At 66.3% G+C, this 13890-nt stretch carries 12 protein-coding genes; 11 read left to right on the forward strand and 1 reads right to left on the reverse strand.

The genetic code is table 11. The features are described 5' to 3' along the window. Position 1: 1 nt before the first annotated feature. The 4 genes from recG to AB431_RS10565 all read left to right on the forward strand — a co-directional run bounded on the left by recG (position 2) and on the right by AB431_RS10565 (position 4767). Entirely contained in the window at positions 2-2218 is a 2217-nt protein-coding gene (gene recG, locus AB431_RS10550) for an ATP-dependent DNA helicase RecG (protein ID WP_047329870.1), read from the forward strand. Further along, entirely contained in the window at positions 2215-2922 is a 708-nt protein-coding gene (locus tag AB431_RS10555) for an HNH endonuclease family protein (protein WP_047329871.1), read from the forward strand. The genes recG and AB431_RS10555 overlap by 4 nt, the downstream gene beginning before the upstream one ends. 169 nt (positions 2923-3091) lie before the next feature. Beyond that, entirely contained in the window at positions 3092-3523 is a 432-nt protein-coding gene (locus AB431_RS10560; RefSeq protein ID WP_047329872.1) for an Rrf2 family transcriptional regulator, read from the forward strand. A gap of 11 nt (positions 3524-3534) precedes the next feature. Beyond that, positions 3535-4767, forward strand: a complete 1233-nt coding sequence (locus tag AB431_RS10565; protein WP_047329873.1) for a globin domain-containing protein — start codon at positions 3535-3537, stop codon at positions 4765-4767. A 111-nt stretch (positions 4768-4878) separates the two neighbouring features. Here the strand turns inward: AB431_RS10565 and AB431_RS10570 are convergent, their stop codons facing one another. After that, entirely contained in the window at positions 4879-5697 is an 819-nt protein-coding gene (locus AB431_RS10570; protein WP_047329874.1) for an aldo/keto reductase, read from the reverse strand. 257 nt (positions 5698-5954) lie between these two features. Here AB431_RS10570 and AB431_RS10575 point away from each other — a divergent pair, with 257 nt between their 5' ends. The 7 genes from AB431_RS10575 (at position 5955) to AB431_RS10605 (ending at position 13729) form a co-directional block, all read left to right on the forward strand. Then, the gene (locus tag AB431_RS10575) at positions 5955-7049 is read left to right on the forward strand and encodes an alpha/beta hydrolase (RefSeq protein WP_047329875.1); all 1095 of its coding nucleotides are present in this window, start codon (positions 5955-5957) and stop codon (positions 7047-7049) included. 110 nt (positions 7050-7159) lie between these two features. Beyond that, positions 7160-7945: a DsbA family protein gene (locus AB431_RS10580; protein WP_047329876.1), complete on the forward strand. Its 786-nt coding sequence runs from the start codon at positions 7160-7162 to the stop codon at positions 7943-7945. A 2-nt stretch (positions 7946-7947) separates the two neighbouring features. Next, complete coding sequence (locus tag AB431_RS10585; protein WP_047329877.1) at positions 7948-8580, forward strand: vitamin K epoxide reductase family protein; 633 nt, start codon at positions 7948-7950, stop codon at positions 8578-8580. A gap of 40 nt (positions 8581-8620) precedes the next feature. Then, a complete protein-coding gene (locus AB431_RS10590; RefSeq protein WP_047329878.1) occupies positions 8621-12028 on the forward strand; it encodes a pyruvate carboxylase in 3408 nt (1135 codons plus the stop codon). Continuing rightward, entirely contained in the window at positions 12025-12576 is a 552-nt protein-coding gene (gene rsmD / locus AB431_RS10595; protein WP_047329879.1) for a 16S rRNA (guanine(966)-N(2))-methyltransferase RsmD, read from the forward strand. The genes AB431_RS10590 and rsmD overlap by 4 nt, the downstream gene beginning before the upstream one ends. An 11-nt stretch (positions 12577-12587) precedes the next feature. Then, positions 12588-13073 (forward strand): pantetheine-phosphate adenylyltransferase, encoded by a 486-nt coding sequence (gene coaD, locus AB431_RS10600; RefSeq protein ID WP_047329880.1) that lies wholly within the window; start codon positions 12588-12590, stop codon positions 13071-13073. An 89-nt stretch (positions 13074-13162) separates the two neighbouring features. Further along, positions 13163-13729 (forward strand): hemerythrin domain-containing protein, encoded by a 567-nt coding sequence (locus tag AB431_RS10605; protein WP_047329881.1) that lies wholly within the window; start codon positions 13163-13165, stop codon positions 13727-13729. Positions 13730-13890 lie beyond the last annotated feature (161 nt).

Raw genomic sequence — 13890 nt, forward strand, 5'->3', positions numbered from 1 at the left:
CGTGGTCAACCTGACCGACCGGCTCGACGGCATCGTCGGCGGCAAGGCCGCCGGCCTGCTCGACGACGTGTTCGGCATCCGCACCGTCGACGACCTGCTGCGGCACTATCCCCGCAAGTACATCCACGGCATGTCGGTATGGAGTGAGGACGAGGAGCCGCCGGCGGAGGGCGAACACATCACGCTGGTCGGCGAGATCGAGAAGGCCGAGGTGCGCTGGACCAATCGCCAACCCAAGCGCGAATATCTGGTGATCACGCTGGGCAAGGGCCGGCGCAAGGTCACCGCCACGTTCTTCAACGCCAAGTGGCTGAAGAACGAATTGGTGGTGGGCGTCCGCCTCATGCTGTCCGGCGAGGTCGGTTACTTCAAAGGCAATATGCAGCTGACTCACCCGGACTTTCTGGCGCTGAAATCGCCGAAGGGCCGGGTGTTCGGCAGTAAGTCACTCAAGACGATCGCCGACACGTCGACGTCGGCGGCCGGCGAGCTGACGATGTCGGCGTTCGAACGCGACTTCTTCCCGATCTACCCGGCCAGCTCCAAGCTGCAGAGTTGGGACATCTACGCCTGCGTGCAGCAGGTACTCGCAGTGTTGGACCCGATCGCCGACCCTCTGCCGGAAAGTGTTGTGCGCGAACGTGGTCTGATCTCCGAGGACGAGGCGTTGCGCGCCATTCACGTCGCCGAGAAAGAACCCGAACGCCAGGCCGCACGCGAGCGGCTGAGGTTCGACGAAGCCGTCGGCATGCAGTGGGCGCTGGCGCTGCGCCGACATGGCGAACTCGGTGAATCCGGCCCACCCGCACCGCGCCGCGATGACGGGTTGGCCGCCGCGATGATGCAACGGCTGCCGTTCGAGTTGACCGTGGGTCAACGCGAAGTTCTCGACGTCGTCACCGCCGAGCTGGCAGCGACCAAGCCGATGAACCGGTTACTGCAGGGCGAGGTCGGCTCCGGCAAAACGATCGTTTCGGTGCTGGCCATGCTGCAGATGGTCGACGCGGGCTACCAGTGCGCGCTGTTGGCACCGACGGAAGTCCTTGCCGCCCAGCATGTCCAGTCGATCCGCAGCATCCTGGGCCCGTTGGCGATGGCCGGTCAACTCGGGGGTGAGGACGGCGCGACCCGGGTCGCGCTGCTGACCGGGTCGATGTCGGCGGCGCAGAAGCGCCAGGTGCGCGAGGAGGTTGCCTCGGGGGAGGCCGGCATTGTCGTCGGCACCCACGCGCTGCTGCAGGACGCGGTCGAATTTCACAAGCTGGGCTTCGTCGTCGTCGACGAACAGCACCGGTTCGGTGTCGAGCAGCGAGATCGGTTGCGAGCCAAGGCGCCTGAAGGTTTGACCCCTCATCTGCTGGTGATGACCGCTACGCCGATTCCTCGCACCGTCGCGCTGACGGTGTACGGCGATCTGGAAACGTCGACGCTGCGCGAGCTTCCGCGTGGACGTCAGCCGATCACCACCAACACGATCTTCATCAAGGACAAGCCCCAATGGCTGGCCCGGGCCTGGCAGCGGATCACCGAGGAAGTCGCCCAGGGGCGCCAGGCCTACGTCGTCGCCTCCCGCATCGACGAGGACGACAAGGCGGGCGAACAGCAGGCCGGTCCGCCCGCCGAGACCGTCATCAACCTGTTCGAGCACCTGGGTCACGGACCGCTGGCCGGCCTGCGCCTGGGCTTGATGCACGGCCGGCTGGCCGCCGACGAGAAGGACGCGGTGATGTCGGCGTTCCGCGCCGGGCAGATCGATGTCCTGGTGTGCACCACCGTGATCGAGGTCGGCGTGGACGTGCCGAACGCGACGGTGATGGTGGTGATGGACGCCGACCGGTTCGGCATCAGCCAGCTGCACCAGCTGCGCGGGCGTATCGGACGCGGCTCGCATGCGAGCCTGTGCCTGCTGGCCACGAAGCTTCCGGAGGGATCCAAAGCGGGTGAACGGCTGACCGCGGTTGCCAGCACGCTGGACGGCTTCGCGCTGGCCGATCTGGATTTGCAGGAGCGCCGCGAGGGGGATGTGTTGGGACTCAACCAGTCCGGGCGCCCGATCACGCTGCGGTTTCTGTCACTGGCTGAGCACCTCGAGGTCATCGTCGACGCGCGCGAGGTGGCCCAGTCGATGTACGCCCGCGATCCCGGCAACCGGGGGATGGGGGTTCTGGCCGGCCAGTTCACCGGCGGTGACCGGATCGATTATCTGGATAAGTCGTGAGACGCCGGCCGCTGATCTGGTTGGCGGTGATCGCAGCGCTGTCGGTGATCGTCTCGGTGCAGGTGATGTCTTCGACGAGCCATCCCGACGCCATGATCGCCCGCGCCGACGTCCCGACGGTGGCGCCGGGTACCGATGTGCTCGACGGCCTCGTGATCGTGCCCGTGCGAATCCGCGGCTACGACTACCGGCGCGCGGCGTTCGGCGATGCCTGGGATGATGACAATTCCGCGCCCGGTGGCCACAACGGCTGCGACACCCGCGACGACATCCTCGACCGCGATCTCGTCGACAAGACCTTCGTGTCCACCAAACGCTGCCCGCAGGCGGTGGCGACCGGTGTCTTACACGATCCCTACACCAGCGCGACCGTTCCGTTCACCCGAGGCGCGCAAGTCGGTGCCGCGGTGCAGATCGACCACCTGGTGCCGCTGGCGTACGCGTGGGACATGGGTGCCCGAAACTGGCCGGACGACATGCGAATTCGATTCGCCAATGACCCGGCCAACCTGCTCGCGGTTGACGGTCAGGTGAATCAGGACAAAGGTGACCAACCGCCGGGCAGCTGGATGCCGCCCAACCATGCGTTCTGGTGTCAGTACGCGATTCAGTTCATCGCCGTGCTTCGCGGCTACGCACTGCCGGTGGATCAGGCGTCGGCCGACGAGTTGCGCGAGGCCGCGGCCACCTGCCCCACCCGGTAAGCGCGGGTGATCAGTCGGTCGCCGACAGCGCCGCGCGGGGTCACGGTCCACCATGACGCGCATCAGGCCTGTCGATCTTCGCAGGTCAAAAATCCGAACGGATACGTGTATTCAAGCCCACATCGATTAAATGCGCATATCAGATGCGGAATAAACTACCGTCAGATTTATGCAGCTCACACGCTTTACCGACCTAGGCCTCCGGGCCATGATGCTGCTCGCCACCGGCCACGACCGCGAGCAGCGGGTGACCACCAAGACGGTCGCCGCGGCGGCAGGCGCGTCGGAGAACCACGTCGCCAAGGCCGTCTCGCGGCTGACCGAACTGGGGCTGGTGAATTCCCGCCGCGGCCGCACCGGTGGCCTGGAACTCACCGAAACCGGCCGCGACGCATCGCTCGGCTGGCTGGTGCGCCGGCTCGAAGGCGATCGCGAGGTCGTCGACTGCACCGGGCAGCCGGCCTGTCCGCTGATCGCGGGCTGCCGGCTGCGACGCGTGCTCGCCGATGCCAAAGAGGCGTTCTACGCCGAGCTTGATCGCTACACCATCTCCGACCTCGTCGGCAGCCAGATGCTGCCCGTTGTTTTACAACTGAAGTGAAAGGATCCGAAATGACCACCACCGCAATCGAAGCGGCCGAGGTTCACAAACTTGAGCCCGAGCACGCCGAGATCATCAAGGCGACACTGCCGCTCGTCGGCGCACATGTCGACGAGATCACGGTGGCGTTCTATCGGCGGATGTTCGGTCAACATCCCGAACTCCTGCGCAACCTGTTCAACCGCGGCAATCAGGCGCAGGGATCGCAGCAGCGAGCGCTGGCCGCGTCGATTGCGACCTTCGCGACCCACCTAGTGAATCCGGACTTGCCGCACCCGAGCGAATTGCTCTCGCGTGTCGGCCACAAGCACGCGTCGCTGGGCGTCACCGCCGACCAGTACCCGATCGTGCATGAGCACCTGTTCGCCGCGATCGTCGAGATTCTCGGTGCCGACACGGTCACCGCCGAGGTCGCCGCGGCGTGGGACCGGGTCTACTGGATCATGGCCGACACCCTGATCGGGTTGGAGCGTGAGCTCTACACCCGCGCCGGGGTTGAGACCGGCGATGTCTTCCGCCGGCTGCGGGTCACCGCCCGTGAAGATGACCCCTCGGGTGTTGTGCTGATCACCGTGGGCGCCGAGGGAATCTCGAACAATGCTGCCGCGCAATACGTTTCGGTCGGCGTGACCTTGCCGGACGGCGCGCGCCAGCTTCGCCAGTACAGCCTGGTGAACGTTCCCGGCGCCACCGAGTTGACCTTCGCGGTCAAGCCGGTCGACGCCGTCGGGCAGAGCCCGGCCGGGGAGGTGTCCAACTGGATCCGCTCGAACGTGCGCGTCGGCGATCTGCTGGACGTCACGGTGCCGTTCGGCGATCTGCCCGAGCCGCGCAGCGACGCTCCGGTGGTGTTGATCTCGGCAGGCATCGGCATCACGCCGATGGTCGGGATCCTGGAATACCTTGTCGAGCATGGCTGCCGGGCGCCGGTGCAGGTTCTGCACGCCGACCGCAGCGATGTGACGCACCCGCTGCGCAAGCGGCACCGCGAACTGGTGGACATCCTGCCCGAAGCGAGCCTGGATCTCTGGTATGCCGAGGGCGTCGACGGGGACAACGTCAGGATCCACGAAGGTCTGATGAACCTCGAGGGCATCGAGATCGCCGATGGCGCCGAGATCTATCTCTGCGGCAATGACGGTTTCGTGCAGGCGGTGCGCGCTCAGCTGACTGTCCGCGGCATCGCCAAGGAGCAGGTGCACTGCGAGTTGTTCAGCCCGAACGACTGGCTGTTGGACGCCTGACCCAAAGCGGCATCGACTCTGCGGTCAGTGCGGATCTCCGAATCGGAATCGCGCTCACCGCAGAGTCGATGCGCTGTGCGCAGACGCGAAGCCGAATCCCCAGATACCGATTCAGCCTTCTGGGTTCGGCCGGAACCGGGTCCCGTCGTCGAGCCCGTTGAGGGTCTCCACCTCCGCGGGGGTGAGCTCGAAGTCGAACACGTCGGCGTTTTCGGCGACCTGGGCTGCATTGGCGAAGGGGGTAACGACGATGTCGCCCAGCTGCAGGCTCCAGCGGATCAGCACCTGTGCGGGCGACTTACCATGAGCCGCAGCAACTTCCGTGATCGCGGCAGTCTCGGTGAGCTTGCCTTCGTTGGTCGGGATGTACGCCTCGGTCATGATCGAACGCTCAGCGTGCACCGTGCGCAGCTCGGACTGGTTGAGCAGCGGGTGTAGTTCGACCTGATTGACCGCCGGCGGGAAGTAGCTCAGGTCGATGATGTCCGCCAAATTCTCGGGGGTGAAGTTCGCGACACCGATCGACTTGATCAGGCCGTCCTGGCGGGACCGCATGATTCCGCCCCAGGCGTCGATGTATTTGCCGTTCTGCTCGGCGGGCCAGTCCATGAGGTAGAGGTCCACATACTCCAGGCCGAGGCGCTCGACGCTGGCCCTGATGGCGTCCTGGGCGGACTGGAACCCCTGGTCCTCGGTGGCCAGTTTGGTGGCGATGAACAGTTCGTCGCGGGGGATGCCCGACGCGGCAATGGCGCGCCCGACAGCCTCCTCATTGCCCTTGGCGGTGTCGATCAGCCGGTAACCCGCCTCCAGGGCGCTGGCCACCGCGCTCTCGGTCTCCTCGGCGGAGAGCTCGGCGACGCCGAGGCCCAGCACGGGGAGGGTGTTGTCGTCGTTGAGCGTGACGGTGGGGATCGCGGCCGCCGGCATCGTGTCACCTGTCTGTGGAGTCGAGTGAGTCGGGGACACGACCCGTCGCAATCGGCTACGGGTCAACCGACTTCGGGTGACGATAGTACCCAGGGCGATATGTCGTCTGAGCAGGCCCGGCGCGCCGCCGCTGAAGAATGGTCGAATTGTCGGATTCGTCAACCGCCCAGCGCAGCCGGGGCTGACGGGCCGCCGGCAGTCGCGGTCCCGTACGCTGCGGCGATACCGGTACTGCACAACAGAACCGAGGAATATCGATGACTGAGACCGTGTCCGGCACTGCGCGAAGCCGGTTCCTCCAGCGGGCGCTGCCGGTGGCCAACCGGGCCGGCGTCAAGCTCATTCCGCACCTACCGAGCGGGCTCAAGCGGCTGCTGTCGGGTGGCCGCGCGGTCACGATCGACGGGAATACCCTCGATCCGTCAATCCAGATGATGCTGGCCGCCCAGCGGGCGACCGGCATGAGCAGCCTCGCGGTGACCGGCGATCCGATCGCCACCCGGCGACAAAACCGGGAAGCGACGGCCAGCCTCGACGAGGCCGACATCCACGTCGCGCAGATCGGGCCGATCGAGATTCCCGGGCCGGCCGGGATCATCCCGGCTCGGCACTATCGCCCGGCCGACGCCGACGGCGCTCCACTGTTGGTCTTCTATCACGGCGGGGGATTCGTCTTCGGCGACCTCGAAACGCATGATTCAGCGTGCCGGCTCATCTGCCGTGACGCCGGCGTGCACGTCCTTTCCATCGACTACCGGCTGGCACCCGAACACAAGGCGCCCGCCGCTGTCGACGATGCCTACGCTGCCTACCTGTGGGCTGTGTTGAACGCCGCGGAGTTGGGTGCCGATCCCGACCGCATCGCTGTTGGCGGTGACAGTGCCGGCGGCTGCCTGGCAGCGGTGGTGAGCCAGCTCGCGCGCGACGGCGGCGGCCGGCAGCCAAGCCTGCAGTGGCTGATTTATCCGGTCACCGACCTGCGTGGCGGGACCCGCTCGCGCACCCTGTTCGCCGACGGCTTCCTGCTGTCGAAGAGCAACATGGACTGGTTCGCCGACGCCTACGTCGAGGGATCTGCCGTCGACATCACCGATCCACGGGTGTCGCCCTTGCTGGCCGATGACCTCAGCGGGCTCGCACCGGCGCTCGTCATCACCGCCGGCTTCGACCCGCTGCGTGACGAGGGCGAACAATATGCGGCGAAACTGCAGGCAGCGGGGGTGCCCGTCGATCTGAGGCAGATGGGTCCGATGACCCACGCATTTCTCAATTTGAACGCGCTGGGCGGCCAAGTCAGCCAGTGCAACGCCGAGATGATCTCGGCGCTGCGCGCTCACTTCGCCCGCGCCTGAGTTCCGGCGGGCCGGGGCGAGGCGACCCGGGGATTGACGGGGCCCACGCGGGCCGCCGGTACTCTAGAGGCGCTAACACTCCAGTCTTGACAGCGAGGATCAGCTGACCCGTGGCCACCAATAAAAAAAGCACCCCCCGCTATGACCTGAAAGCTCAGGATCGTAAGCGCAACCTGGCCATCCAGCTGGGGTTGACCGCGATCGTCGTGATCTTCGCCGTTGCTCTGGTGCTCTACATCGTGATGAGCCACGACAAGAAGACCGCTGCGGCAGGCAATGCCCAGGCGGTGCGGATCACCTCGAGCCAGCTGATCAAGAAGGACGGCACCGACGAGCCCAAGGCAGTTCTGTCGCTCTACGAGGACTTCCAGTGCCCGCACTGCCGTGATTTCGAGAAGGCCTTCGGCCCGACCATTACCAAGCTGGTCGACTCCGGCGCCGTCGCCGCCGACTACAACATGGTCGCCATCCTCAACTCGTCGGCGAACAAGAACTACTCGACGCGGGCGGCGAACGCGGCCTACTGCGTCGCCGACGAGAACAAGGACGCCTTCATCCGATTCCACTCCGCGCTGTTCGCCCAGCAGCCCGAGGAGGGTTCGGGCGTGGCGCCGGACAACAAGGCGCTGATCGAGACCGCCCGTCAGGCTGGTGCGGCAGGCAGCGTTCCCCAGTGCATCAACTCCGGCAAACACAGCGACATGGTCGAGGGGTTGGCCGCGGCGTCGAAGATCACGGCGACGCCGACCATCCGGCTCAACGGGCAGGACATCAGCCCCGCCTCGCCGGAGGACCTGATCGCCAAGGTGAAGGCGATCGTCGGCAACGTGCCCGGCCTGGATGCCGCCCCGACACCGCCGAGCCCGACCCAGCCCACGCCGGCCCCGACGTCGTGAGCGTGGCGACCCCGGCGCCGGTCGAACCGACCGAACCCGTCGAGTCGAAAGACCCGTCGGCTGGGGTCGCCGTGCGCCAGACAAGTGCCTGGTGGGTACTGATCGCCGGCGTCATCGGCCTCATCTCCTCGGCCACCCTCACGATCGAGAAGATCGAGATCCTGGTCAACCCGGCCTACGTGCCGAGCTGCAGCATCAACCCGGTGCTGTCGTGTGGCTCGGTGATGATCACCCCGCAGGCGTCGGCGTTCGGTTTCCCCAACCCGCTGATCGGCATTGCCGCATTCACCGTCGTGGTCGTCAGCGGCCTCCTCGCGGTGGCCAAGGTCCGGCTCCCGCGGTGGTACTGGACGGGATTGATGATCGGCACCGCGCTGGGCGTGGTGTTCATTCACTGGCTGATCTTCCAGACGCTGTACCGCATCGGCGCGCTGTGCCCGTACTGCATGGTCGTCTGGGCGGTCACCGTCCCGCTTCTGGTCGTTGTGTGCTCGATCGCCCTTCGTCCGCTCGCGGGCAACGTTGTCGCCCGCGTCATCTACACCTGGCGGTGGTCGCTCGTGACGCTCTGGTTCACCGCGCTGCTCCTGCTGATCCTGGTTCGGTTCTGGAACTACTGGTCGACGTTGATCTAGTCACCAGGCGGAGGGTCGGCCCCGCGGGTAGGGTATCCGGGTGATTTCTAAAGTCCTCGTCGCTAATCGCGGTGAGATCGCGATCCGAGCATTCCGCGCCGCTTACGAGATGGGCATCGGCACGGTCGCGGTGTTTCCGTTCGAGGACCGCAATTCTTTGCATCGGTTGAAGGCTGATGAGTCGTATCAGATCGGTGAGATCGGGCATCCGGTGCGGGCGTATCTGTCGGTGGATGAGATCGTCGCCACCGCCGAGGCCGCCGGGGCCGATGCGATCTATCCGGGCTACGGATTCCTGTCGGAGAACCCCGAGCTGGCGGCGGCGTGTGCGGCGTCGGGCATCACGTTCATCGGTCCCGATGCCTCGATTTTGGAGTTGACGGGCAACAAGGCTCGCGCGATCGCCGCGGCCCGTGATGCCGGCCTGCCGGTGTTGGCGTCCTCGGCCCCGTCGGCGTCGGTCGAGGAACTGGTCGCCGCGGCCCAGTCGATGGATTTCCCGTTGTTCGTCAAGGCCGTCGCCGGCGGCGGCGGCCGCGGGATGCGCCGGGTCACCGAGCCGGCCGCGCTGCCCGAGGCCATCGAGGCGGCCAGTCGCGAAGCGGAGTCGGCGTTCGGCGATCCCACGGTGTTCCTCGAACAAGCTGTGGTGAATCCGCGGCATATCGAGGTGCAGATCCTGGCCGACACTTACGGCAACGTCATTCACCTGTACGAGCGTGACTGCAGCGTGCAACGCCGTCATCAGAAGGTCATCGAGCTGGCCCCGGCGCCGAATCTGGATCCCGCTCTGCGCGACCAGATCTGCGCCGACGCCGTGGCGTTCGCCCACCACATCGGATACAGCTGCGCCGGCACGGTGGAGTTCCTGCTCGACGAGCGCGGCCGGCACGTCTTTATCGAGATGAATCCCCGGATCCAGGTGGAGCACACCGTGACCGAGGAGATCACCGACGTCGACCTGGTGTCGGCGCAGCTGCGAATCGCCGCGGGGGAGACGCTGGCGGATCTGGGCCTGAGCCAGGACCGGATCGCCCCGCACGGCGCGGCGCTGCAATGCCGCATCACCACCGAGGACCCGGCGAATGGCTTTCGGCCCGACACCGGCCGCATCACGACCTACCGCTCACCGGGCGGGGCGGGGATCCGCCTGGACGGCGGAACCCACCTGGGCGCCGAAGTCACGGCGCACTTCGATTCGATGCTGGTCAAGCTGACCTGCCGCGGCCGTGATTTCCCCACCGCGGTGGCCCGGGCCAAGCGGGCGGTGGCCGAATTCCGCATCCGCGGTGTGTCGACGAATATCCCGTTCCTGCAGGCGGTTCTGGACGACCCGGACTTCCAGGCCGGCCGGATCACCACCTCGTTCATCGACGAGCGCCCGGAATTGCTGACCGCGCGCACGTCGGCTGACCGCGGAACCAAGATGTTGAAGTTCCTGGCCGAGGTGACTGTGAACTCGCCGTATCGGGACCGACCCCGGTACTACCCCCAGGACAAGCTGCCCGATATCGACATCGCGGCGAGCGCACCGCCGGGCAGCAAACAGCGCCTCGACGAACTCGGCCCACAGGGATTCGCCCAGTGGCTCAAGGATTCTCCGGCGATCGGGGTGACCGATACCACCTTCCGCGATGCCCACCAGTCGCTGTTGGCGACGCGGGTGCGGACGTCGGGTCTGCTCAAGGTCGCTCCGTACATCGCCAGGATGACCCCGGAACTGTTGTCGATCGAATGCTGGGGCGGCGCGACTTACGATGTGGCGCTTCGGTTTTTGAAGGAAGACCCGTGGGAGCGACTGGCCGCGCTTCGTGAGGCGATCCCCAACATTTGTTTGCAGATGCTGCTACGCGGCCGAAACACCGTGGGTTACACGCCTTATCCGGAGACGGTGACGCACGCCTTCGTCGACGAGGCCGCCCGCACCGGGGTGGACATCTTCCGGATCTTCGACGCGCTCAACAACGTCGATTCGATGCGCCCTGCCATCGATGCGGTACGTGCAACGGGTTCGGCGGTCGCCGAGGTCGCGATGTCCTACACCGGGGATCTGTCCGACCCCGCCGAGACGCTGTACACCCTGGACTACTGGCTGCGGCTGGCCGAGCAGATCGTCGAGGCCGGTGCGCATGTGCTGGCGATCAAGGACATGGCCGGGCTGTTGCGCCCGCCTGCGGCGGCCACCCTGGTCTCTGCGCTGCGCAGCCGCTTCGACCTGCCGGTGCACGTGCACACCCATGACACCCCGGGCGGACAGCTGGCCACCTATACCGCGGCCTGGCACGCCGGGGCCAGCGCGGTCGATGGTGCCGCAGCGCCGCTGTCGGGCACCACAAGCCAGCCGGCTCTGTCGGCGATCGTCGCCGCCGCGGCGCACACCCCCTTCGACACCGGTATCAACCTGGACGCGGTCTGCGACCTGGAACCGTACTGGGAGTTGCTGCGCCGGGTGTACGCGCCGTTCGAGTCGGGTCTGCCCGCGCCGACCGGGCGGGTGTATCACCACGAGATCCCCGGTGGCCAGTTGAGCAACCTGCGCACCCAGGCCATCGCGCTCGGCCTGGGCGAGCGGTTCGAGGACGTCGAGAACGCCTACGCCGGCGCCGACCGGATCCTGGGTCGGCTGGTCAAGGTGACCCCGTCGAGCAAGGTGGTCGGAGATCTGGCGCTGGCCCTGGTGGGCGCCGACATCACCGCCGAGGAGTTCGCCGAGGACCCAGCCCGGCACGACATTCCCGACTCGGTGATCGGGTTCCTGCGCGGCGAGCTGGGCGATCCCCCCGGCGGCTGGCCAGAACCGTTGCGCACCAAGGCATTAGAGGGTCGTGGGGCCGCCAAGCCTGAGCAGCCGCTGTCGGTCGAGGACGAGAAGATACTCGGCGAGCCGGGCGCGGCTCGCCAGGCCGCTTTGAACCGATTGCTGTTCCCCGGCCCCACCAAGGAATTCGAGGCGCACCGCGAGGAGTACGGCGACACCTCGGGCTTGAGCGCTAATCAGTTCTTCTCGGGTCTGCGCCACGGTGACGAGCACCGCATCGAGCTCGAGCGCGGTGTGGAGCTCATCGTCGGGCTGGAGGCGATCTCCGATCCCGACGAGCGCGGCATGCGCACCGTCATGTGCATCATCAACGGGCAGCTCCGCCCGGTGTTGGTGCGCGACAACAACATCGCCGAAATCGTGCCGGCGGCCGAGAAGGCTGACCGCACCAACCCCGACCACGTCGCCGCCCCCTTCGCCGGCGTGGTCACCGTCGGGGTCAGCGTCGACGAGAAGGTCAAAGCGGGCCAGACCATCGCCACCATCGAGGCGATGAAGATGGAGGCTGCCATCACCGCACCCAAGTCCGGCACCGTCACCCGCGTCGCTGTCAGCAGCACCGCCCAGGTCGAAGGCGGCGACCTACTGGTGGTGATCGGTTCGGAGGGCTTGACCGGGGGATCGGCCTGACCCGCATAGTCGGAGGCAGCGCCGGCGGGCGGCACTTCGACGTGCCGCCGCGTGGTACCCGGCCCACGACGGACCGGGTCCGTGAGGCGCTGTTCAATGTGCTTGCCGCACGGCGGGATTTCGACGGTCTGCGGGTGCTGGATCTGTATGCCGGGTCGGGCGCGCTCGGGCTGGAAGCATTGTCGCGCGGTGCGACTTCGGCATTGTTCGTCGAAAGTGATTCGCGCGCAATCACGGTCATCAAACGAAATGTCGAGGCCCTCGGCCTTTCGGGTGCGACGGTCCGGCGGGGGTCGGTCGCGGCGGTCCTGGCGGCCGGGGCCGACCGGCCGGTGGATCTCGTGTTGGCCGATCCGCCGTATGACGTCTCTACCGTCGAGATCGAAGCGCTGCTGGACAGTCTGGAGCGCAACGGTTGGCTGCGCCCGGACAGCGTCGTCGCGATCGAGAGGCCGGCGTCGGCGGACGAGCTCACCTGGCCAACGGGTTGGACATCCTGGCCGGTGCGTCGCTATGGAGATACTCGCATCGAGATCGGGGCCTGCTAGCGTCATCCGACATGAGTGGCGCGGTATGCCCGGGATCGTTCGATCCGGTGACGCTGGGTCATGTCGACATCTTCGAGCGGGCCGCAGCGCAATTCGACGAGGTGATCGTCGCCGTCCTGATCAACCCCAACAAGTCGGGGATGTTCGACATCGACGAGCGGATCGCGATGATCGACGAATCATGCGCGCACCTGCCGAACCTACGTGCCGAGTCGGGGCAGGGACTGGTCGTCGACTTCGTCAAGCAACGCGGGCTGACCGCGATCGTCAAAGGTCTGCGCACCGGAACCGATTTCGAGTACGAGCTGCAGATGGCTCAGATGAACAAGCACATCGCCGGCGTGGACACGTTCTTTGTGGCCACCACCCCGCAGTACTCGTTCGTCTCCTCGTCGCTGGCCAAAGAGGTCGCGACATTTGGCGGAGATGTCTCGGCGCTGCTTCCCGAGCCGGTGAACCGCCGCCTGCAGGCCAAGCTGGCCAGCCGCTCCCGCTGACCATTGGGTTTGGTCCGGGGTCGTCCGGGTATCGCCAAGTTGGCGCACAGCCCCGCGCCGAAAACCCACCAAACAGCGGAGGTATTGCTGTGGTCGAAACATTCGTGCAGTCCACGACCGACGTCGTCGACTTTCTCAAGCACCAGCACAACCTGATCAAGGACATGTTCGACGACGTGCTGTCCGCCTCGGAATCCAAGGCAAGAGAGAAGGCGTTCGTCGATCTGCGGCAGCTTCTTGCCGTGCACGAAACCGCCGAGGAGATGGTGGTTCATCCGCGTGCGCGGCACGAGCTGACCGGCGGCGACAATATCGTCGAAGCCCTGCTCGCCGAAGAGCACGAGGCCAAGCAGCAGCTCTCGGCGCTGGAGAAGATGGACATCGACTCCAAGGAATTCCTCGACGAACTCACCAAGTTCCGCGATGCCGTGGTCGCGCACGCCGAGCGGGAGGAGAACGAGGAGTTCAACCAGTTGCAGTCCGAACTGGACGCTCCTGACCTGGAGCGGATGGCCGGCGCCGTGCGCGCGGCCGAGGCGATCGCCCCTACCCGCCCGCACGCCGGAGTCGAGTCGGCCAAGTTGAACTTCGCGGTCGGCCCGTTCGCCTCGATGCTCGACCGTGCGCGCGACGCGATCTCGGCAGCCATCAAATAGCGCTGCGAACCGCACCGCGAAGGGGCGTCCGGGGACGATAATCTTCAGCGAGACGCCTTCTGACCGGTGCGGTTACCGCAAATGACTTTCCGACACACCGAGCCGCCACCGCAGTCACAGGCGTAACACCAGGCACACTGGTCACTACCAACTACGCCAGG

This window comes from Mycobacterium sp. EPa45 (genome assembly GCF_001021385.1).
Classification (GTDB): Bacteria; Actinomycetota; Actinomycetes; order Mycobacteriales; family Mycobacteriaceae; genus Mycobacterium.